12 protein-coding genes, 3 rRNA genes and 1 other RNA gene are annotated in these 23884 nt (G+C 32.0%); all 16 read left to right on the top strand.

Translation table 11 applies throughout. From position 1 onward, the window contains the following. Positions 1-240 precede the first annotated feature (240 nt). The 16 genes from KXZ80_RS13540 to KXZ80_RS13465 all read left to right on the top strand — a co-directional run bounded on the left by KXZ80_RS13540 (position 241) and on the right by KXZ80_RS13465 (position 23881). Positions 241-1742, top strand: a 16S ribosomal RNA gene (locus KXZ80_RS13540). A gap of 144 nt (positions 1743-1886) precedes the next feature. Further along, positions 1887-4801 (top strand): 23S ribosomal RNA (locus KXZ80_RS13535). Positions 4802-4927: 126 nt separating this feature from the next. Continuing rightward, positions 4928-5044, top strand: a 5S ribosomal RNA gene (rrf, locus tag KXZ80_RS13530). Together the 16S, 23S and 5S rRNA genes form the textbook arrangement of a ribosomal RNA operon. A 548-nt stretch (positions 5045-5592) precedes the next feature. Continuing rightward, complete coding sequence (galU, locus tag KXZ80_RS13525) at positions 5593-6471, top strand: UTP--glucose-1-phosphate uridylyltransferase GalU (protein WP_021433951.1); 879 nt, start codon at positions 5593-5595, stop codon at positions 6469-6471. Between the two features lie 161 nt (positions 6472-6632). After that, positions 6633-6970, top strand: an RNA gene (gene rnpB / locus KXZ80_RS13520) — RNase P RNA component class A. Between the two features lie 149 nt (positions 6971-7119). After that, on the top strand, positions 7120-7935 hold the full coding sequence (locus KXZ80_RS13515) for a polysaccharide deacetylase family protein (RefSeq protein WP_021433950.1): 816 nt from the start codon (positions 7120-7122) through the stop codon (positions 7933-7935). Positions 7936-7967: 32 nt separating this feature from the next. Then, a complete protein-coding gene (locus tag KXZ80_RS13510) occupies positions 7968-9665 on the top strand; it encodes a phospho-sugar mutase (protein WP_021433949.1) in 1698 nt (565 codons plus the stop codon). 299 nt (positions 9666-9964) lie between these two features. Next, positions 9965-11635 carry an N-acetylmuramoyl-L-alanine amidase gene (locus KXZ80_RS17835; RefSeq protein ID WP_021433948.1) on the top strand — a complete coding sequence of 557 codons (1671 nt, stop codon included), beginning with the start codon at positions 9965-9967 and terminating at the stop codon, positions 11633-11635. A gap of 104 nt (positions 11636-11739) precedes the next feature. Then, complete coding sequence (locus tag KXZ80_RS13500; RefSeq protein WP_021433947.1) at positions 11740-13419, top strand: family 10 glycosylhydrolase; 1680 nt, start codon at positions 11740-11742, stop codon at positions 13417-13419. 110 nt (positions 13420-13529) lie between these two features. Further along, positions 13530-15860: a preprotein translocase subunit SecA gene (gene secA, locus KXZ80_RS13495; protein WP_021433946.1), complete on the top strand. Its 2331-nt coding sequence runs from the start codon at positions 13530-13532 to the stop codon at positions 15858-15860. A 268-nt stretch (positions 15861-16128) separates the two neighbouring features. Next, complete coding sequence (locus tag KXZ80_RS13490; protein ID WP_021433945.1) at positions 16129-17628, top strand: S-layer homology domain-containing protein; 1500 nt, start codon at positions 16129-16131, stop codon at positions 17626-17628. Positions 17629-17844: 216 nt separating this feature from the next. Beyond that, complete coding sequence (locus tag KXZ80_RS13485) at positions 17845-18459, top strand: sugar transferase (RefSeq protein WP_021433944.1); 615 nt, start codon at positions 17845-17847, stop codon at positions 18457-18459. 70 nt (positions 18460-18529) lie between these two features. Beyond that, positions 18530-19594, top strand: coding sequence for a polysaccharide pyruvyl transferase CsaB (gene csaB, locus KXZ80_RS13480; RefSeq protein ID WP_021433943.1), 1065 nt, complete (start codon positions 18530-18532; stop codon positions 19592-19594). A gap of 186 nt (positions 19595-19780) precedes the next feature. Continuing rightward, positions 19781-21298: an O-antigen ligase family protein gene (locus KXZ80_RS13475; RefSeq protein WP_021433942.1), complete on the top strand. Its 1518-nt coding sequence runs from the start codon at positions 19781-19783 to the stop codon at positions 21296-21298. Next, positions 21292-22737 carry an O-antigen ligase family protein gene (locus KXZ80_RS13470; protein WP_021433941.1) on the top strand — a complete coding sequence of 482 codons (1446 nt, stop codon included), beginning with the start codon at positions 21292-21294 and terminating at the stop codon, positions 22735-22737. The genes KXZ80_RS13475 and KXZ80_RS13470 overlap by 7 nt, the downstream gene beginning before the upstream one ends. Beyond that, positions 22706-23881: a glycosyltransferase family 2 protein gene (locus KXZ80_RS13465; RefSeq protein ID WP_021433940.1), complete on the top strand. Its 1176-nt coding sequence runs from the start codon at positions 22706-22708 to the stop codon at positions 23879-23881. Before KXZ80_RS13470 ends, KXZ80_RS13465 begins: the two co-directional genes overlap by 32 nt. The last annotated feature ends 3 nt before the right edge of the window (positions 23882-23884 follow it).

Raw genomic sequence — 23884 nt, 5'->3', positions numbered from 1 at the left:
TTTTTTTTACATGAAATTAAAAAAATAAAATTAAATTTTAAAAAAGTGTTGACGGTATTAAATTAAGATGATATAGTATTACTTGTCCTTAAGAAACGGACGAAACACAAAAGAGAAAATGAACTTTGAAAATTAAACAGTAGGTTAATTATAAAAATTCTTTTTTAAAGAATTAAACACAAACAACCAAGCCAGATATTCAGATAATGATTAGCTGAGCGATGGACAACTTTTTAAATTATATTTGAGAGTTTGATCCTGGCTCAGGATGAACGCTGGCGGCGTGCCTAACACATGCAAGTCGAGCGATCTCTTCGGAGAGAGCGGCGGACGGGTGAGTAACGCGTGGGTAACCTGCCCTGTACACACGGATAACATACCGAAAGGTATACTAATACGGGATAACATATGAAAGTCGCATGGCTTTTGTATCAAAGCTCCGGCGGTACAGGATGGACCCGCGTCTGATTAGCTAGTTGGTAAGGTAATGGCTTACCAAGGCAACGATCAGTAGCCGACCTGAGAGGGTGATCGGCCACACTGGAACTGAGACACGGTCCAGACTCCTACGGGAGGCAGCAGTGGGGAATATTGCACAATGGGCGAAAGCCTGATGCAGCAACGCCGCGTGAGCGATGAAGGCCTTCGGGTCGTAAAGCTCTGTCCTCAAGGAAGATAATGACGGTACTTGAGGAGGAAGCCCCGGCTAACTACGTGCCAGCAGCCGCGGTAATACGTAGGGGGCTAGCGTTATCCGGAATTACTGGGCGTAAAGGGTGCGTAGGTGGTTTTTTAAGTCAGAAGTGAAAGGCTACGGCTCAACCGTAGTAAGCTTTTGAAACTAGAGAACTTGAGTGCAGGAGAGGAGAGTAGAATTCCTAGTGTAGCGGTGAAATGCGTAGATATTAGGAGGAATACCAGTAGCGAAGGCGGCTCTCTGGACTGTAACTGACACTGAGGCACGAAAGCGTGGGGAGCAAACAGGATTAGATACCCTGGTAGTCCACGCCGTAAACGATGAGTACTAGGTGTCGGGGGTTACCCCCCTCGGTGCCGCAGCTAACGCATTAAGTACTCCGCCTGGGAAGTACGCTCGCAAGAGTGAAACTCAAAGGAATTGACGGGGACCCGCACAAGTAGCGGAGCATGTGGTTTAATTCGAAGCAACGCGAAGAACCTTACCTAAGCTTGACATCCCACTGACCTCTCCCTAATCGGAGATTTCCCTTCGGGGACAGTGGTGACAGGTGGTGCATGGTTGTCGTCAGCTCGTGTCGTGAGATGTTGGGTTAAGTCCCGCAACGAGCGCAACCCTTGCCTTTAGTTGCCAGCATTAAGTTGGGCACTCTAGAGGGACTGCCGAGGATAACTCGGAGGAAGGTGGGGATGACGTCAAATCATCATGCCCCTTATGCTTAGGGCTACACACGTGCTACAATGGGTGGTACAGAGGGTTGCCAAGCCGCGAGGTGGAGCTAATCCCTTAAAGCCATTCTCAGTTCGGATTGTAGGCTGAAACTCGCCTACATGAAGCTGGAGTTACTAGTAATCGCAGATCAGAATGCTGCGGTGAATGCGTTCCCGGGTCTTGTACACACCGCCCGTCACACCATGGAAGTTGGGGGCGCCCGAAGCCGGTTAGCTAACCTTTTAGGAAGCGGCCGTCGAAGGTGAAACCAATGACTGGGGTGAAGTCGTAACAAGGTAGCCGTATCGGAAGGTGCGGCTGGATCACCTCCTTTCTAAGGAGTAATTGCCTACTGTTTAATTTTGAGAGCTTATTGTTCTCAAAATTAGTACTTTGAAAACTGCATAACATTTAGTGATGATTAAATAAACCAATATAAGAGAAGAAAACTCTTTAAAAAATAACACTTTTAATAACTGGTCAAGTTATTAAGGGCGCAGGGCGGATGCCTTGGCACTAAGAGCCGATGAAGGACGCGATAAGCTGCGATAAGCTTCGGGGAGTTGCACGTAAACTTTGATCCGAAGATTTCCGAATGAGGAAACTCACTTAGAGTAATGTCTAAGTATCATTAAGTGAATACATAGCTTAGTGAGGGGAACCCGGGGAACTGAAACATCTAAGTACCCGGAGGAAAAGAAAGAAATTCGATTCCGTAAGTAGCGGCGAGCGAACGCGGAATAGCCCAAACCAGTGAAGTTTTCTTCGCTGGGGTTGCGGACACATCATCAACAAAGAGGTATCGTAAACGAAGAGAGTTGGAAAGCTCCGCTATAAAGTGTAATAGCCACGTAGTTGAAACGAGAAGACTTTAGATGTGATCCAGAGTACCACGGGACACGTGAAACCCTGTGGGAAGCAGGAGGGACCATCCTCCAAGGCTAAATACTACTTAGTGACCGATAGCGCATAGTACCGTGAGGGAAAGGTGAAAAGAACCCCGGGAGGGGAGTGAAATAGAACCTGAAACCCTGCGCTTACAAGCTGTGGAAGCACTTTATATGTGTGACCGCGTACTTTTTGTAGAACGGGCCAACGAGTTACGATAGTAAGCTAGGTTAAGTACTTAAGGTATGGAGCCGTAGTGAAAGCGAGTCTTAAATGGGCGTTAAGTTTGCTGTCGTAGACCCGAAACCGAGCGACCTATCCATGAGCAGGATGAAGCGAAAGTAAAATTTCGTGGAGGTCCGAACCCACGAGCGTTGAAAAGCTCGGGGATGACTTGTGGATAGCGGTGAAATTCCAATCGAGCTCGGAGATAGCTGGTTCTCCCCGAAATAGCTTTAGGGCTAGCCTCAAGGTTGAGAAATACGGAGGTAGAGCACTGAATATCCTAGGGGGCATTGCGCTTACCGAAGATTATCAAACTCCGAATGCCGTTATTTTATACTTGGGAGTCAGACTGTGGGTAATAAGATTCATAGTCGAGAGGGCAACAGCCCAGATCGTCAGCTAAGGTCCCTAAATGTAAGTTAAGTGGTAAAGGATGTGGGATTGCATAGACAACCAGGATGTTGGCTTAGAAGCAGCCACTCATTTAAAGAGTGCGTAATAGCTCACTGGTCGAGTGATCCTGCGCCGAAGATTACCGGGGCTAAAACTTACTACCGAAGCTACGATATCATTTATGATAGGTAGGGGAGCTTCCTATGCAGGCTGAAGCATGACCGTAAGGACGTGTGGACAGTATAGGAGTGAGAATGTTGGCATGAGTAGCGAGACGTGGGTGAGAATCCCACGGGCCGTAAACCCAAGGTTTCCAGGGGAAGGTTCGTCCGCCCTGGGTTAGTCGGGACCTAAGCCGAGGCCGAAAGGCGTAGGTGATGGACAACAGGTTGAGATTCCTGTACCACCGATAATCGTTTGAGAGATGGAATGACACAGTAGGATAAGCTAACCACACTGTTGGTTATGTGTGGCTAAGTACTGAGGCAGTCAAGGCAGGCAAATCCGCCATGATAATGCTGGGGTACGATGGGGAGCGAAATTAAGTAGCGAAGTAGCTGATTTCACACTGTCGAGAAAAGTTTCTATCGAGATTAAAGGTGCCCGTACCGCAAACCGACACAGGTGGGTGAGGAGAGTATCCTAAGGCCAGCGAGAGAACTGTTGTTAAGGAACTCGGCAAAATGACCCCGTAACTTAGGGAGAAGGGGTGCCACGTTAGGGTTAACGCCCGAGGTGGCCGCAGAGAATAGGCCCAAGCGACTGTTTACCAAAAACACAGGTTTCTGCTAAGTCGCAAGACGATGTATAGGAGCTGACGCCTGCCCGGTGCTGGAAGGTTAAGGGGATCTGTTAGGATTTATCCGAAGCAGTGAACTTAAGCCCCAGTAAACGGCGGCCGTAACTATAACGGTCCTAAGGTAGCGAAATTCCTTGTCGGGTAAGTTCCGACCCGCACGAAAGGCGTAACGATTTGGGCACTGTCTCAACAACAGACTCGGTGAAATTGTAATCCCGGTGAAGATGCCGGGTACCTGCGACAGGACGGAAAGACCCCATGGAGCTTTACTGTAGCTTGACATTGAATTTTGGTGCTACATGTACAGGATAGGTGGGAGGCTATGAAATCGGGACGCCAGTCTCGGTGGAGCTATCCTTGGGATACCACCCTTGTAGTACTGAGATTCTAACCAGATACCTTGAATCAGGTATTGGGACACTGTCAGGTGGGCAGTTTGACTGGGGCGGTCGCCTCCCAAAGAGTAACGGAGGCGCTCAAAGGTTCTCTCAGCACGGTCGGAAATCGTGCGTAGAGTGTAAAGGCAGAAGAGAGCTTGATTGCAAGACATACAGGTCGAGCAAGGACGAAAGTCGGACTTAGTGATCCGGTGGTTCCGCATGGAAGGGCCATCGCTCAACGGATAAAAGCTACCCTGGGGATAACAGGCTTATCTCCCCCAAGAGTCCACATCGACGGGGAGGTTTGGCACCTCGATGTCGGCTCATCACATCCTGGGGCTGTAGTAGGTCCCAAGGGTTGGGCTGTTCGCCCATTAAAGTGGTACGCGAGCTGGGTTCAGAACGTCGTGAGACAGTTCGGTCCCTATCCGTCGCAGGCGTAGGAAATTTGAGGAGACCTGTCCTTAGTACGAGAGGACCGGGATGGACGTACCTCTGGTGTACCAGTTGTTCTGCCAAGGGCATGGCTGGGTAGCTATGTACGGAATGGATAAGCGCTGAAAGCATCTAAGCGCGAAGCCAACTTCAAGATAAGATTTCCCACCGTAAGGGTAAGATCCCAGGAAGACTACCTGGTTGATAGGTCGGAGGTGTAAGTGCAGCAATGTATGTAGCTTACCGATACTAATAGATCGAGGACTTGACCAAGATTATTTGAGCAACGGGATAAATATGAATGTATATGAATATTTAGACGTTGGCGAAATGATCACGGTGAATTTTAATCTACAAATGTTATTCAGTTTTTAGAGTACTAACTCTAAATAAAGATTATGCGGTTATTACAGCAAAGAGGATACACCTGTTCCCATTCCGAACACAGAAGTTAAGCTCTTTAGCGCCGATGGTACTTGGTGGGAAGCTGCCTGGGAGAGTAGGACGTAGCCGCTTAATCTTTTTTATTTTACGTGGATTTAAGTGGTGGATTAGTATTAAGTTACATTTGAAGTCATAAAGCTGAGAAGATGCTTTGAATGACATCTGCATTGTAACTTAATACTAACCACTTTTTTTGATGTGTAAAATAAAGAAGAATTACGCTTGTACGGTATGAGATAAAGAGTATATTGCGATGAAATTTAAGCACTAATAATTTGTTGGATAATGATAATTAAGGATATATTTAAAATTAGCTTCAATATTGTAACTTAACAATAATAACTTTTTTATATAAAATTAAAGGTAGATTATACTTCAAATTGTGAAAAATTTATAATGAATAAGATATCTTGTTTTAAATACAACTTAAAAAAGGAAATCCTAATATATTTTAGATTAAAGTTAAATAAATATATGAAATTTTATATTAATTATAGACAAACATGTACGACAAAATACGACAGACAAAAAAATGAAAATAGTGTAAACTATTATAGTTACGTAAAATATTTGGATAAAAATAATTATTATATATAAATGAATCAGAAAGAGGTAGCTAAATGAAAAAAACTGTAAAAAAAGCAATAATACCAGCTGCTGGATTAGGAACAAGGTTTTTGCCGGCTACAAAGTCTCAGCCAAAGGAAATGCTTCCGATAGTAGATAAGCCAACGCTACAATATATAATAGAAGAAGCTATAAACTCAGGTATAGAAGAAATACTTATAATAACAGGAAGAAATAAGAAATCAATAGAAGATCATTTTGATAAGTCTGTAGAACTAGAATTAGAACTTAAACAAAAAGGAAAAACTGAAATGTTAGAAATGATTCAAGAAATATCTAACATGGTAAATATACATTATATAAGACAAAAAGAGCCGAAAGGATTAGGTCATGCTATACATTGTGCTAAAAGTTTTATAGGAGATGAACCATTTGCAGTACTTTTAGGAGATGACATAGTAGATTCTGATATTCCGTGTCTTAAGCAATTAATAGATACTTATGATGAATATAAGACAAGCATTCTCGGTGTTCAAGAAGTTGCTAAAGAAGATGCAAATAAATATGGAATATTAAACTGTAAATATATAGAAGATAGAGTATATAAAGTGAAAGATATGATTGAAAAACCAAATGTAGAAGAAGCTCCTTCTAATATAGCTATATTAGGAAGATATATAATAACTCCTGCTATATTTGAAATTTTAGAAAATCAAGCTCCTGGTAAAGGAGGAGAAATTCAACTTACAGACGCTTTAAAAACTCTAGCTCAGCATGAAGCCATATATGCATATAACTTTGAGGGAAGAAGATATGATGTAGGAGATAAGCTAGGATTTTTAGAAGCGACTATAGATTTTGCATTAAAAAAAGAAAATTTAAGAGATGGATTAATGAATTATATGAAAAATATAGTTGAATCAAATATATAAAAAATTTATATATTAGGATAAGCATAAATAATATGTTTTTAGAAATTATATTTGTGTATAAAAATATTTTTATGTTAATTTAAATATTAAAAATTAATATAACAAGTAATTGACATATAAACTATATTATGATAATATGGTTACACTGTTAAAATGAATATTGAGTAGGTCAGATAATCGCGGGTAGCATTAGCTACACGAGGAAAGTCGGAGCTCCATAGAGCAGGGTGCTAGGTAACGCCTAGTGAGAGTGATCTTAAGGAAAGTGCAACAGAAAATAACCGCCATTTGTGGTAAGGATGAAAAGGTGAGGTAAGAGCTCACCAGCGGCTAGGTGACTAGTCGGCTGTGTAAACCCCACTCGGAGCAAGGCCAAGTTAGGATAAAAAGAGTATTGCTCGTACTCTCCGGTTGGTAGGCCGCTTGAGCTTATTGGTGACAATAAGCCTAGAAAGATGATTGTCTAATACAGAACTCCGCTTATAGATTTGCTCAATTTAATTTAAGAAATAGAAACACTGATAGAACTCAGTGTTTTTTTGTTTTTAGAATTATGAAATAAAATATTATATAAAATTAAATTTATATAGTATATAATATATATTATATTTTACCATATTAAGGAAGTTAGAAAAAGGAGAATGGAAAATGAAAAAAATATTATATACTATAATAGCGATAGCAATTCTTTTATTAGGATGCTATTTTGTGACTAGTAGAAATCATGTAGAAGTACCTATACTTATGTATCACCACTTTGATACTGATGAAAAGAATATAAATGACGTAACGGTTAAAAAATCAGAATTTGAAAAGCAAATAAAGTATTTAAAAGATAGTGGATATACAGCTATAACTTTGCAAGATTTAGTTGATTTTACAGAGAAAAAAAAGAGTTTGCCAAAAAAACCTATACTTATAGCTGCAGACGATGGTTATAAAAGTAATTATGAAATAATGTATCCAATAATTAAAAAATATGGGATGAAGGCAACCATATTTGTAATAGGAGAAAGAATAGATGATGCGGATAAACCATCGAATGCAATTCCTAAATTTAATTGGAAAGAAGCAAAAGAGATGTATGATAGCGGAATAATAGATTTTGAATGTCATACATATAACAGTCATGAAAAAGGAAAAACAGTAGATGGAGATAGAGGTATTTTTTCAAGTCCTTTAGTTAATGAAAGTAAAGATGAATTTGAAAATCGAATAAATGAAGACATAAATAAAAATATATCTGTAATTCAAGAAAATCTAGGATATAAACCTATTGGATTTGCGTATCCATTTGGAGACTATAGCTCAGCATCTGAAAAAGTATTGAAAAAAAATGGAATAAAATTTACTTTTTTAGCAGAAGGTGGGAAGGAAAAAAACGTTGGAAAATCGTATTTATTAAAAAGAATACCTATTAATGGGAATGACAATATAAATGACTTTCAAAAAAAAGTAAATTAGAGTCTAATTTAAGATAAAAAAGGGGGAATAATATGAACTATAAGGTAATATATAAACAGTGGTTAACAGATGAATACTTTGATAAAGACACGAGGAAGGAATTAGAAGTTATAAAAAATGATGAAAATGAAATAAAAGAAAGATTCTATAAGAATTTAGAGTTTGGGACAGCTGGATTAAGAGGTATTATAGGGTCAGGAACAAATAGAATGAATTATTATACTGTAGCAAGAGCTACTTTTGGACTAGCTAACTATATAATTAAAAATGTTGGAGAAGAAGGAAAACAGAGAGGTGTAGCTATAGCTCATGATAGCAGATTTAAATCAAGAGAATTTTGTTTGCAAACGGCTAACACTTTAGCAGCATGTGGAATAAAAGCATATATATTTGATGATTTAAGAACAACTCCAGAACTTTCGTTTACAGTAAGATACTTAAACTGTATAGCAGGAGTTGTTATAACAGCTAGCCATAATCCACCTGAATATAATGGATACAAAGTATATTGGGAGGATGGAGCTCAAGTTATGCCTGATATAGCTGATGAAATAACAAAAGAAGTTAATAGTATAAATGATTACAGTAAAATACCAACAATAAAAGAAGAGCAAAAAAGCTTAGTGATTATGCTGAGAGAGGAACAAGATACAGAATTTATAGAAGCTGTTAAGCAACAATTTATAGGCAGAAATATAGTAGAAAGAGTTGGTCAAACTTTTAAAATAGTGTATACACCACTTTGTGGAACTGGAAATGTTCCGATACAAAGAGTATTGAATGAAGTTGGATTTGAAAAAGTGCTTGTTGTAAAAGAAGAAGAATTACCAGACCCTAATTTTGCGGGTATTGATTATCCAAATCCAGAAGATAAAAAGGCATTGGAAAGAGGTATAGAATTAGCTAAAGAAGAAGGAGCTGACTTAGTAATAGCTACAGATCCAGACTGTGATAGAGTTGGATTAGCTGTGAAAACTAAAAATTGTGAATATGAGTTACTTACAGGAAATCAAATAGGTGCTTTACTTGTTAATTATGTTTTAGATAATTTAAAAGAAAAAAACAACTTACCAGAAAACTCAACGATAATAAAAACTATAGTTACTTCTGAATTTGGAGCTAAAGTTGCAGAAAGCTATGGAGTAGATTGCCTAAATGTATTAACTGGATTTAAGTTTATTGGAGATAAGATAAAAACATTTGAACAGACAAATGAAAAAACATTTATTATGGGATATGAAGAAAGTTATGGATACTTAGTTGGAACACATGCAAGGGATAAAGATGGTGTTGTGGCATCAATGTTAATTTCTGATATGGCCGCATATTATTATGATAAAGGTATGAGTTTATACGATGGGCTTATGGAACTTTACAATAAAGTAGGATTCTTTAAAGAAGATATGATATCTCTTACATTAAGCGGAATAGCGGGACTTGAAAAAATTAAAGAAGTTATGGAATACTTCAGAAAAAATGGATTAAATGGAGTAGATGGAATAAAAGTAATAGAAAGTAAGGATTACAATGAGGGGATAGATGGACTGCCAAAGTCAAATGTTCTAAAGTTTATATTAGAGGATGGATCTTGGATTGCAGCTAGACCGTCAGGAACAGAACCTAAATTAAAATTATATATAGGTGTATGTGGCAATAATTTTGAATTATGCAAAACGAAGATAAATGATTTGAAAATAAAATTAAATAAACAACTAAATAAACTTATTTAAAATAAAGGGCTTTTCTATTTTTTAGAAAAGCTCTTTATTTTTTTGATATTAACAAAAATGTAGTAATTACTATGTTTTTATTAATATCAAAAATCTAGAAATATCAATGGATTGAGCTCTTAATATAAGGGAATTTATAATATATGTAAAGGATTTATTTATATAAATTAATATTTTATGTATTGAGTCAATAGGATTCAATTTTATATAAAATCTTTGTTTGTATGACATTTTATGTTAATATAAATATGGATAAAAATGGTGTAAATATATATAAAATTAGGAAAGAAGGAGAATAAATGAGAAAAAGGAATAAAATACTTAAAAACGTGCTATCGATAGGATTGATATGTACTTTATCTATTATAGGGAGTTCAAAAATATCTAATGCAAATGAATCTACAGAAAGTGAATTGAACTCTGTAATTCAAAGCTATGGGGATAGCAAATTAGATGTAGAAGATGGAATATCATTACATATAGGAGAAATAGCGGATTTTTCTAAAAACCCTAATTGGAAACTTTCAAAAGAAGGAGTCGTTTCACTGAGTGAAAGTGGGCAATTAAAAGCTATTGGGAGTGGAACTGTATTTTTGAGTCAAAAAATTGGTGATAAAGTTCATATAATTGAAATTTATGTACCTGCTATGGAACAAAAAGCTTCTAGATTCTACTCAGCTGAAGGAAGCCCTAAAAGAGATTATTACAAAGTTTTTGTGGATGCAGGTCATGGAGGCAAAGATTCTGGAGCAACTGGTTTTGGAAAAAACGAAGCTGAACTTAATTTAGAGGTAGCAAAAAGAGTAGAGAAAAAACTTGAAGAAAAAAATATACAAGTAAAAATGAGTAGAGAAACTAACGAATTCATAGAGTTAGGTGATAGATCAAGACTTGCAAATAATTATAATCCAGATGTATTTGTATCAATTCATCAAAACTCAGCAGACGATGAAAGTGCAAATGGAATAGAAACATATTGTCATCCAGATAAAAAAATGTATAAACCTTTAGCATTAGAGATTCAAAACAATGCAATAGCTCAAACGGGAGCAAGAAATAGAGAGGTAAAATATTCAAATTTATCTGTATTAAGAGAAACTAATATGCCATCAGCTTTATTTGAAAGTGGATTTATATCTAATAGAGCTGAATACAACAAATTAGTAGATCCTTCATATCAAGATAAACTAGCTACTGGTATAGCTACTGGTATTGAAGAATATTTAAAAAATACAGTTCAATTAGGAGATTTACCTGTAATAAATACAGGAGTAGTAGTTAATACAGACTCATTAAACGTAAGAGCTGGTTATGGAACAAGTTATTCAATTATAGGTACGCTACCAAAAGGTGCTAAAGTAGAAATTGTAGAAAGCAAAAACAATTGGTATAAAATAAAATACAATGGTGTATACGGATGTGTATCAGGAAGTTATATAAATATTTATAAAAATGGAAATTTAACTGATATAGACGGACATTGGGCAAAAAATCAAATACTTGATTTTGTATCAAAAGGATATGTAGCTGGATATGAAGATAATACATTTAGACCTGAGAATTCTATAACAAGGGCTGAATTTGTTAGAGTTTTAAATCAAGTATTTAAGTTTGAGGAAAAAGAAGGCGAAAACTTCACAGATGTAAATAATTCAGATTGGTATTATAACGATGTATGCATAGGTGCTAAAGCTGGATACATAAAAGGATATGAAGATGGTACATTTAGACCTAACAGTCCTATAACAAGAGAAGAAGCATCAAAAATATTGGCAACAGTACTTAACTTAAAAGGTGATGGTAAATTAGGATTTACAGATAGTAATAAAATATCTGACTGGGCTAAAGATGCAGTTGATGCTTTAAGTGATAATGGAATGATAAGTGGATACGAAGATAATACATTTAGACCAAATAATAATATTACTAGAGCTGAATCAGTTAGCTTATTAAGTAGAGTTCAAAAGTAATATAAGTACGTGTAATAAAAAGCGCCTCTATTAATTTAGAGGAGCTTTTTTAAAGCTTATACAATTATAGATTAGATTTTTTAACATAAAAGGGAGATTAATTAATGAAAAAAATATCAATTTTATTATTGGTGTGCTTATTGGTTTCAGTAGGGGGAGTCAATATTGCATATGCAGATCAAAAAGGAATGAATGCAGCATGGATTACAACTGTTTATAATTCAGATTGGCCAAGTAAAAAAAATAATCCAGAAGCACAAAAACAACAAATGCGAGACATACTAGATAATTTAAAAGATACAGGAATAAATACAGTTATGTTCCAAGCTAGACCCAAAGGGGATGCTTTATATAACTCTAATATAAATCCTTGGTCAGAAATATTAACAGGAGAACAAGGAAAAAATCCAGGTTATGACCCACTAGCATTTGTTATAGAGGAAGCTCATAAAAGAGGAATGAAAGTACATGCCTGGTTAAACCCATATAGAGTTACAACTTCAGGGACTGATTTAGGTGTTTTATCAGAAAGTAACCCAGCTAGACAACACCCTGACTGGACATTAACTCATAATGGTAGGATATATTTTAATCCTGAGTTACCCCAAGTAAAGCAACTTATATATGATACAGTTGGAGAAATAGTAAAAAATTATAACGTAGATGGAATACATTTTGATGATTATTTTTATCCTGCAAACTATCCATTACCAGAAGGTGAAGGTAGAGATGGAAATGTTGCAAATTCAAGAAGAAATAATATAAATGAAATGGTATTGGGTGTAAAAAATACAATAAAAGGCATAAAACCTCAAGTTGAATTTGGAGTAAGTCCAAGCGGAATATGGAAAAATAAATCTAGTGATGTAAATGGGTCAGATACAAGAGGAAAAGAAAGTTATTATTCAGATTATGCAGATACTGTAGGTTGGATAAAAAATAATTATGTAGATTATATAGTACCACAACTATATTGGCAAATAGGTTATGAAATTGCAGATTACTCAAAGTTAGTAAGTTGGTGGTCAAATCAAGTTAAAGGAAGTAATGTAAATTTATATATTGGGCAAGGAATATATAAATATGGTCAAGAAGGATATAACGGTGAAAATGTAGCAAGAGAGATAGATAAACAATTAAATTTAAACAAACAGTACTCAGAAATAAAAGGTAGTGTTTTTTATTCTACATCAGACATTATTGCAAATAGAGAAGGATGTAGAGATAAAATTAAAAATATATTAAACTCTTCAACGTTTAGTGACATAAGCGGACATTGGGCTAAAGATTATATAGATGCATTTGTAGATAAAGGATTTATAAGTGGATATGAAGATAATACGTTTAGACCCGATAATCAAATTACAAGAGCTGAATTTGTTAGAATAATAAATCAAGTTTTTAATTTAAAAGATAAAAAGGAAGAGCATTTTGTAGATGTAAATTCATCAGATTGGTATTATGAAGATATAAAAATAGCATTTAATTCAGGGTATATATCAGGAGAGTTGAATAGTAATGGAAATTATATATTTAGACCGAATGATGCAATAACTAGACAGGAAGCTATGAAAATAATAACTAGTGTAAAAGGTAACAAAGATGATAACCTAGACAAGATATATAAATTTAATGACTATAAAAATATTGATGAATGGGCAAAATCGTATGTAGAAGGTGCGGTAGAAGCTGGTTATATAATGGGTGACGAGAAAAATAATTTAAATCCAAAAGGAAACTTAACAAGAGCGGAAGCTGTAACTATGTTAAGAAATATAGGTTAATTATAAGCATACTCTTAATTTGAGTATGCTTTTTTCATTGTAAAAGCTATATAATATTTGGTAAATATTGTATAATTATGACGGGTAGAAATAAAAATTGGAGGTAAAATATGATAGATTTTGACAAAATGTTTAGTAGAGCAGATAAAATAGAAATACAATCTATGGAAAAAATAGTAGATAAAATAGATAAAATAGAAACTCAAATAGAGAAGTTAACAGATGTAGAATTAAAAAATAAAACTATTGAATTTAAAGACAGATTAGCTAACGGAGAAACAGTAGATGATATTTTGGTAGAAGCTTTTGCAGTAGCAAGAGAAGCATCAAAAAGAATTTTGGGGATGAGACAATATAGAGTCCAATTAATTGGAGGGATAGTTCTTCATCAAGGAAAGATAGCGGAAATGAAAACAGGAGAAGGTAAAACACTTGTTGGGGTAGCACCAGTATATTTAAATGCATTAACAGGGCAAGGAGTTCATGTTGTAACAGTAAATGATTACTTAGCAAAGCGTGATAAGGAGCTTATGGAATCTGTATATGAATTTTTAGGACTGAGCGTAGGTGTTATTCTTCATGGTCAAGATTTAATGGACAGAAAAAAACAATACGAATGTGATATAACATATGGAACAAATAATGAATTTGGATTTGACTATCTAAAAGACAACATGGTAAAGAGAAAAGAAGATAAGGTTCAAAGAGAGTTAAACTTTGTAATAGTTGATGAAATAGATTCAATACTTATAGATGAAGCTAGAACTCCGCTTATAATATCAGGACAAGGAGATAAAGATGAATCTGAATTTAGATTAGTTAATGTATTTATGAAAATGCTTTTACCTTGGGACTTTACTATAGATAGAAAAGAGAAAGCTATAGCATTAACTGAAAGAGGAATACAGCAAGCAGAAATGTTTTTCAATTTGAAAAACCTAATGGATATAGAAAATATACAATTATATCATCGTATAAACCAAGCTTTAAGAGCATACTACTTAATGGAGCGAGATGTAGACTATGTTGTTAGAGATGGAAAAGTTGAAATTGTAGATGAATTTACTGGAAGAGTTATGGAAGGAAGAAGATACTCAGAAGGTCTTCATCAAGCTATAGAGGCTAAAGAAAGAGTTGAAATAAAAGAAGAGTCAATAACACTTGCAACTATAACATATCAAAATTATTTTAGAATGTATAAAAAGCTTTCAGGTATGACGGGAACGGCAAAAACAGAAGAAAAAGAATTTCAAGATATATATAAGATTAATGTTGTAACAATACCTACAAATAAGCGTGTAATAAGAAAGGATTTAGATGATTTGTTATTTAAGACAGAGAGTTCTAAATTTGATGCAATTATAAAAAATATAGAGGAAATTCATAAAACAGGCCAGCCTATTCTTGTAGGTACTGTATCTATAGAAAAATCACAGATATTATCAAGTATGTTAACTCATAAAGGTTTAAAACATGAAGTTTTAAATGCTAAAAATCATGAAAAAGAAGCTGAAATTATAGCAAAAGCAGGTAAGTTAAACTCTATAACTATAGCTACCAATATGGCAGGAAGGGGAACTGACATAGCTTTAGGATCAGGAGATAAAAGCGAAGAAAAAAAAGTAAAAGAATTAGGGGGATTATATGTAATAGGAACAGAAAAACATGAAAATAGAAGGATAGATAATCAGTTAAGAGGCCGCTCTGGAAGACAAGGAGACCCAGGAACAAGTAGATTTTACGTGAGTTTAGAAGATGATTTGATGAAATTATTTGCCAATTCTAAAGTTCAGAAAGTAGCAAAATCAATAGAAGATAATCAAGCTATAGAACATAAACTACTTACAAAGTCTATCGAAGGAGCTCAAAAAAATATAGAATCAAAAAATTATGAAATTAGAAAAAATGTAATTAAATATGATGATGTAACAAATCAACAACGTAAAGTTATTTACTCTGATAGAAACAAAGTTTTAAATAAAGAGTCTGTAAAAGAACAAATTATAGTTATGATAGAAGAATGTATAAATGAAATAGTAAGTAGATTTATACTAGATAAGAACAAAGAAAAGTTTGAGTCAGACGTTACAGATTTATTTAGTTTAGATAAAAAGGGAATTGAATTTGTAATTGAAAATATAAATGATATAGATGAAATGAAAAAGGAAACAAAGAATAAAATTTTAAATATATATTCTTTGAAAGAAGAATCTATAGGTAGTGACGCGATGAGAGAAAGAGAAAGAGAGGTTTTATTGAATGTAGTGGATAGCTATTGGGTAGATCATATAGATGCACTTGACCAATTGAAAAAAGGTATTGGACTTATGTCAGTAGGTCAAAAGGATCCTGTGAAAGAATATACTATTCAAGCATCAGAAATGTTTGATTTTATGAATAAAAATATTTGTATAGATACTATCAGATATATTTTTTACTAGTATATAAATTAAAAAAGCTACGAGCAATGCTCGTAGCTTTTTTGTGAGAAATACATTAGAGAGATATTTTCTAATGTACATTTTATTATAACTTAAAATGAAAAAAAAATAAACCTAAAGGAATAAAAAAATAACTGGAAAAAAAAGGAAAATAATCATTGATAAAATTGGAAAAATAAGGTAATATAAAATTGTGAGAAATATGATGGAAATATCAAATAATTGATTAGAGAGATAAATTATTTAGGAATTATGGAGGGAATTTATTATGAAAAAGAAAAATTTAGCAACAGCTATGGCAGCTGCTATGATGTTTGGGGGAGTAGCTCCAGTAGTAGCTCATGCAGATGAGAAAACTGATGCACAACAAACTCAAGAGGCAGTACAAAATCAAAAAAATATCAACGAGATAAATATGGCTTTAGCTGATGGAAAAAATGTTGCAACTATGAAGTATACTGAAGTTTACAATATGAATGGAACTACAGTTACTAAAGATGATACTTCAAAATTAAATGATAACCAAGAGATATTATATATGGATGGAAAAGTTGGAGATGATGTAAAATCTACAACAGCAACATACCTTGTAGCTACAAAAATGGATGAAAAAGAATTAAGCGAAAGCAAGACTAAAATAGAAGCTGCTAAAAAAGCTTTAACAGATGCTAATGAAGCTATAGAACAATTTTCAAAACTTACATTCAACAAAGACGGTAAACAAGTTAATGTTTATGATGTAAAAAAAGAAGAAACGAAATCATCTGCTCAAACTAAAGTAACAGTAACTTTAACAAGAGTAGACGGAGCGCCAGCAGAGTATGCTTCTCCAATTTCATATACATTTACAAATATGAAACTAGAACAAGATGCAGCTAAATTACCAACTTTTGAAACTAAAACATTTGATGTAATTAAAAAAGAAGATATAGTAGAATTAAATAAAGTTGCATATGATTTAAGCAAAACATATAATGATAATAATACATACACTAAATCATCAGAAAAATATAATGGAAATGATCATATAGATAGAACTATAACTGTATATGATAAAGAAAGTAAAGAAAAATTAGGTGATGTTGTATTACAAAATTATGATGTATTCAAGGCGAATAAATTTGAAGGTTTTGTAAATATATCAGAAATTAAAGATTTAAATTCATTAAAACAACCAGAATTATCTTGGGCTGAACCTGCAGTAATGAATGCTTTATACAATGGACAATTAAAAGGATATGAAGACCATACTTTAAAATTAAATGGGAATGTAACAAGAGCTGAATTCGCAAGAATGTTAGTTCAATTAAGAGGAGAATCAGTTAAAGAAGCAGATTTAAAAGAAAACTTCTCAGACGTAAATCCTTCAGATTGGTTCTATAAAGATGTAGCTACATTAGCATCATTAGGAATAGTAAAAGGTGATGGAAATGGAACTTTCAGACCAGATGATACTATAACAAGACAAGAAGCTGCTGTAATGATAGCTAAAGCTATTAATGGTGGTAAGGATGTAGATAAGTTCTATTCTAATACAGGAAAACCAATAGATACAAAAACAGCATTTAAAGATGATAAAACTATAGCAGTTTGGGCAGATGGAGCTGTTAACACTTTATCTAAAGAATCAGCTAAAGATAAAAATGATAAGGTTATAAATGGATATGAAGATAATACATTTAGACCTGAAAACAATATAACTAGAGCTGAATCTATAGTTATGTTAACTAATTCAAATGCGCGTACAACTGTAGCTATTGAAAAATAATAAATATATAATTAACATATGATAAAAAAGAGTTTACTTTATAAAGTAAACTCTTTTTTATTATATATTAATTTAAAGATTTTAAAATGGTAAAAAATGACATTAAAATGTAATCAAAAATATATACAAATTATGATTAAAATGATAAAATAAAGTGAAGAATAATGTTAAAAAACAACGAAAGATAACAAATATTTTTTATTAAGGAGGGTATTTGTGGAAAATAAAGTTATTGTAGAAGATTACAATAAAAAGAGTAGGTACGCTATGTCAAAGAGACTTATAGATATTTTTATGTCTTTAATAGGAATTATAATATTATCTCCTGTATTTTTAATAACAGCAATACTTATAAAAATCGAATCTAAAGGTCCAGTGATATTTAAGCAAATGAGGGCAGGAAGAGAAAGTGAACCATTTTATATATATAAGTTTAGAAGTATGAGAATAGATGCGCCAAACAAAAGTACCAATGATTTTAAAGATGCTGATGCATTTATAACCAGAATAGGTAAATTCATAAGAAAAACCAGTATAGATGAACTTCCACAGCTATTTAATATATTAAAGGGCGATATGAGTATAGTTGGTCCAAGACCTGTAATATTAAATGAACTAGGACTTATACAGTTAAGAAAAGAATACAATGTAGATTCTTTGTTACCAGGGATAACTGGATGGGCTCAAATTAATGGAAGAGACAACATAGGGGATGAAGAAAAAGTTAAATATGATTATGAATATTTAACTAAAAGAAGTTTCAGGTTAGATATATATATAATTTTAATGACAATTTTCAAAGTTATAAAAAGATCCGATATAAAATCTTAGAAATTATATTATAACCTATTGTTTTGAACAATAGGTTTTAATATTTATAAAAGCTATTAGGGAGGCAAAAATGAAAGTAGTGATTTCTGGATATTATGGATTTGATAATATAGGTGATGAAGCTATATTAAAATCTATAATAATGGCATTAAAAGAACAGGATAAAGACATAGAGATAACTGTTTTATCGAGTAATCCATCAGAAACTCAAAAAAATTACAATGTAAATGCTATAAATAGGTGGAGTATAAAAACTATATATAAAGAACTTCAAAATAGTGATGGACTTATAAGCGGAGGAGGAAGCCTATTACAGGATATTACTAGTTCAAGAAGTATATTATATTATACATTTATAATGGGGCTTGCAAATTTAATTAATAAACCTGTATTTGTATATGCTCAAGGGGTAGGACCTATAAATAAGAAAATAAATAAAAAAATCGTAAAACATTTTTTAAATAAAGTAGAATATATTTCGCTAAGAGATAAAGATTCATTTGAACTTATAAAATCTATCGGAGTAAAAAATAGAGTAGATATAGTGCCCGATCCAGTTATGGGACTGGACTTTAAAAGCACGGATATAAAATCAAAAGTAAATGACTATATAATTATAAGTGTCAGAGATTGGAATAATAAAGAAAATTATCTAAAAGATATTGCATTATTTTGTGGGAATATCCATAAAGAAGGAATTGAAATAAAATTACTTCCTATGCATGGAAAATTAGATGAAGAAACCTCTATAAAATTGGCTAGCATGATAAATTGTAAAGTTGAAATTCTTCCATATAAAATGAATATAGAAAAAAAATTAAAGTACATAAGAGAATCTAAATTGATGATAGGGATGAGGTTGCATGCTCTTATATTTGCGGGTAATGTAGGAACACCTATGATAGGGATTTCTTATGACCCTAAAGTTGACTCATATTTGAAACTTGTAAATCAGCCGTGTATAGGAAATGTAGAAGAAGGAATAAAAGTAGAAGATTTAACAAAAGAAGCTTTATATATAGTGAGTAATTATGAATCTGTAAAAGCTAAGCTAGAAAGCAATACAAGGTATTTAAAAGCAACTGCAAAATTAACTGCAAATAAAGCTATAAATACGTTTAAAGAATATAAATAACATTGATTCCAATTAATATTAAATAAACAATAAATTTAACATGGAATCAATAAAAATTATTAGTTTATAAAATGAAAAATATAACCTCTATATAAAATAATAGGGGTTATATTTATGTTAGTAAGATATTTACATTTATGTTAAAATAAAAAAGTAATATATGTAGATATATCAAAGGAGAATGGTATGAATACAGAACAAATTTTTAAAATTAATAAAATAAAGTGCTATTTATTAATAGCTTTTATTTTAATTCAACCAGTATTAGATATATATTATCTTTATACGGATAAAGTAGTAAATATGTTTGGATTCTCTCCAGCTACTATAGCTAGAGTAGCTATAACAGGTATACTGCTTATATTAACATTAATCACATTGAAAGATAAAAAAAAATGGATTTTTATTTGCATATATTTATCCATGATTTTTGTTTACTCGGGAGCTCATATTTTAAATGCTAGTGATTTTAATTCTTTAGTTCCTGGAAATTTCGGATACTCAGTTAAAAATGAACTTTCATATTTAGCAAGAATGTCAATACCGATATCTATAATTTTTATTACGTATAAATCTAATATGAAAAAAGAATACTTTGAAATTACTACAAAGTGGACATTGTTTTTAATATCAGGAACTATATTTATAACAAATATACTAAAAATATCGCTAGGATCATACAACAACAAGATAATCAAAGATAATGTAATTGGATGGTTCACTGGAGCATATGACAAATATAACTATTCAGCGTTAGCATCTAAAGGAATATTTAATTTTGCAAATCAGATAGCGGCATTGCTTGTATTTTTATTACCTATAATGCTGGTTATTTATGTAAATAAAAGCACTCTAACCAATCTAGTAATAATAATAGTTACAATATTTGCAATGGTTATGCTAGGTACAAAGGTTGCACTTTATGGAGTTATTATAGATTTATCTGTTTTTGTGATGTTTTTAATAATAGTTGGCTTAATAAGAAGGAAAAACATAATAAATAAAAAAATACTTATTATGGTCGGTATTAGTATATGTGTATTAGGTTTATTAATAACAAAGGCACCATCTATAAATAGGGAGAAAACATCTTACAATATAAGAATAAACAATGCAAAAGTAGAAAGAAAATTAGAATTTGATGAGTCTGTAATGGACAATAAGGATTCTATGATAAAATATATTGAAGCTAATTATAGAGATCTTATGGTAAACAAATATTTTATAACAAAATCATATCCTTATAAATATGATCCAGAATTTTGGGTTGAAGTAATAAATTTACCGGTTTTTGAGCGACTAGACTGGAGAAATTTAGAGCAAAAAATGTTGCAAAGAGTTATGGACATAAATGATAATCCAAAAGATAAATATTTAGGATTAACTTTTTCTAGAACTCAAAACATTTATAATTTAGAAAGAGATTTTGTTTCACAGTACTATTCTCTAGGAATTATAGGAGTAATTATATTTTTAGGTCCATACATTGGAGTTACACTAAGTAGTATAATATTTATTTTAATGAAAATAAAAAAAAGAATAAGTATTGAAAATACTATGATATGTTTTGCTACATTATTTGCATTAGGTGTATCTTATTATAGTGGAAATGTTTTAGATTCATTAACTGTAACTATTATAATGGGATTTGTTTTAGGAAATTTAATTAATATTGTATTTAAAAAAGGAGGAAATGTATGTTAAGATTTTTTGACATAAGAATTATTTATGCTTTTATATTTTTACAACCAGTACTAGACTTAATAACATCTATGATGTCTAGAAGTATGACATTACCACTAACAGTGGGTATAATATCACGAAGTTTGTTTATGGGATACATGTTCATTTATGGATTATTTGTATATAGACCAAAAGAAACCCTATATAAAATATTTAGAGCTATTTTCATTATTACATTTATTTACTTAGTAATTTTTATTGGATTTAACTTTGCAACAAAAGAAATTAGATTTGTAATAACTGAGGCTAAAGGCGTAGTTAAGTTATTTTATTTTCCTATAGTACTTATGGGATTGTTTATATATAACAAACAAAATAAAATAAAAATTTCAAATAAATTTTTAACTTATATCCTTATTATGTACACTGGTGTGATATTTATTGCAACTATAACAGGAACATACTATAGAAGTTATAATGATTATTTATATGGTGCTGGATCTATAGGTTGGTTCTTTGCAGCAAATGAAATTGGATCAGTAATAGCTATATTAATTCCATTTACTATAGTTAATTTTATCCAAAATAAATTTAATATTGTAAATTTAATGTCAATACTTTTATGTATATTCGTTTCGTTATATATAGGAACAAAAGTGCCATTTTTAGGATTTGTAGGTAGCATAGGTTTAGTGTTTATTTACAGTGTAATACAGTGCATAATAAACAGGAATGTAAAAACGCCTAATAGTATAAATTATAAGAAAGTTGTAGTTTCACTAGTAGGTATGGGATTAGCATTTTGTATTATATTTTACAAATCACCTGTATACCAAAATATAGAATTTAACTATGGACCTATAATTCACCAATATATTGAAAAATTTACAAGTAAAAATAAATCAATAGAAAAAACAAATAATGAATCATCTCAAGAGGTATTAGTTGAAGATGAACCTGAAGAAGTTATTCCAGAAGGTAATCCACATGTAACAGAAAGCGGATTAGATGCATTGTTAAGCAATAGAGATGCATTTGCACAAGAAGTTAAAACTAGATTTAAAAATGGAACTATTACCGAAAAATTAATTGGAATAGGACATGTTATAATAAACATACAAGGTGAAATGCATACGGACAAAACAATAGAATTAGACTTCCAAGACATATTTTATAGACATGGTATAATTGGTAGTTCATTATACTTTGCACCGTTTTTAATAATAATGGGTATCATCATTAGAGGATTAATTATAAATATTAAAAATTTAAAGGATATAGATACTTTTGTATGTATAGTATCACTTTTACTTGGATTAGGTATAGCAAGTTTTGCAGGACATGTCTTAACTGCACCTGGAGTAAGTATTTATATAATAATACCTATGATAATGTTATACAATAAAGTCTATTATGGAGATGATAAAAATGAATATTTCAATAATAATGCCAACTTATAATGATGCAGAGAGTATAAAGGAAACTTTAGAAAGTATATCTGGACAAACTTATAAAAATTGGCAACTAATAATTATAAATGATGGCTCTACAGATAATGTAGAGTCAGTAATTAATTCATATAAATTAAATAGTGGAGATGGAGATAAGATAGAATATTATTATCAAAATAACCAAGACCAGTTAAATGCAATATCGAATGTGTTAAAATATATAAAAGGGGATTATGTTTACATACTTCATTCAGATGACTTATTACCAAGTAATGATTTCTTCGAGAAAATGGTAAAAGAAGCTAAGGCTAACCCAGATATTGATGCCTTTATAGGTGATTTAACAATAATAGATGAAGAGAGCAATATAAGTGGAACTCAATCGGTGAATAAATACAAAAATGCAGATAAATCATTATCTAAGTTGATGCTATGGTTAGGAAGAAATTTATATGTTGATGTTATGTTTGCTAAAAAAGAGGTTTTTATAACTAATGTAAAAGAATCTTACTTAACTTGGAATATACCATTTTGGACAAGATTAGGATTTGATAAAGATGAAGTTTTAAATGTTAAAAATGTAGATTTCCCAATTTTAAAATACAGAGTTCATGGTGGTAATTATATAAATAATGAAATCGGAAAGCTTAATGTTATAAATGGAGAATTAAGAACTTTAACTAGATTAATGAAATATTATAAAATTCCTTTTTATAAAGCTCAATTTTATATATACAGAATTGCAAATAAATTAAAATTTGGACAAGCATTCAATCCTGTATATTTTAAAAAGGAAGAAAATAAAAAAGGAAATATAATAAAATTTGTAGTTGAAAAAAGGTTTGATAATGAATATAAAAACAATTCCTATTTAAATGGAATTGTGAATTTTTATATGCATAAAAACAAAAGACCTATATATATAGAAAAGATAGATGAATCCGAATTTATATATAAAGGTAAAGATATGAGGTTGTTTAATAAAAGATTACTAGACGATAACTTATCTGATTTATATTTAAATATAATAAAGGAAATGTCTGTTGGATTTGATAAGATAATAGTTAAAGATGAAGAGGATAAAGCAAAAGTTATAGATATAATTAAGTTTTTATGTATATATCCATATGTAGAAATAGAAGTAAACAAGTAATTT

It is taken from the genome of Paraclostridium bifermentans, from assembly GCF_019916025.1.
In the GTDB taxonomy this organism is placed as follows: domain Bacteria; phylum Bacillota; class Clostridia; order Peptostreptococcales; family Peptostreptococcaceae; genus Paraclostridium; species Paraclostridium bifermentans.
The sequence above is the reverse complement of the archived record's forward strand: the minus strand, read 5'-3'. Positions and strand labels throughout refer to the sequence as shown.

Excerpts from the sequence above, each read along its gene's own strand:
- galU (WP_021433951.1), top strand. The coding sequence starts at position 5,593 with ATGAAAAAAACTGTAAAAAAAGCAATAATACCAGCTGCTGGATTAGGA.
- KXZ80_RS13515 (WP_021433950.1), top strand. The coding sequence starts at position 7,120 with ATGAAAAAAATATTATATACTATAATAGCGATAGCAATTCTTTTATTA.
- KXZ80_RS13510 (WP_021433949.1), top strand. The coding sequence starts at position 7,968 with ATGAACTATAAGGTAATATATAAACAGTGGTTAACAGATGAATACTTT.
- KXZ80_RS17835 (WP_021433948.1), top strand. The coding sequence starts at position 9,965 with ATGAGAAAAAGGAATAAAATACTTAAAAACGTGCTATCGATAGGATTG.
- KXZ80_RS13500 (WP_021433947.1), top strand. The coding sequence starts at position 11,740 with ATGAAAAAAATATCAATTTTATTATTGGTGTGCTTATTGGTTTCAGTA.
- secA (WP_021433946.1), top strand. The coding sequence starts at position 13,530 with ATGATAGATTTTGACAAAATGTTTAGTAGAGCAGATAAAATAGAAATA.
- KXZ80_RS13490 (WP_021433945.1), top strand. The coding sequence starts at position 16,129 with ATGAAAAAGAAAAATTTAGCAACAGCTATGGCAGCTGCTATGATGTTT.
- csaB (WP_021433943.1), top strand. The coding sequence starts at position 18,530 with ATGAAAGTAGTGATTTCTGGATATTATGGATTTGATAATATAGGTGAT.
- KXZ80_RS13475 (WP_021433942.1), top strand. The coding sequence starts at position 19,781 with ATGAATACAGAACAAATTTTTAAAATTAATAAAATAAAGTGCTATTTA.
- KXZ80_RS13470 (WP_021433941.1), top strand. The coding sequence starts at position 21,292 with ATGTTAAGATTTTTTGACATAAGAATTATTTATGCTTTTATATTTTTA.
- KXZ80_RS13465 (WP_021433940.1), top strand. The coding sequence starts at position 22,706 with ATGAATATTTCAATAATAATGCCAACTTATAATGATGCAGAGAGTATA.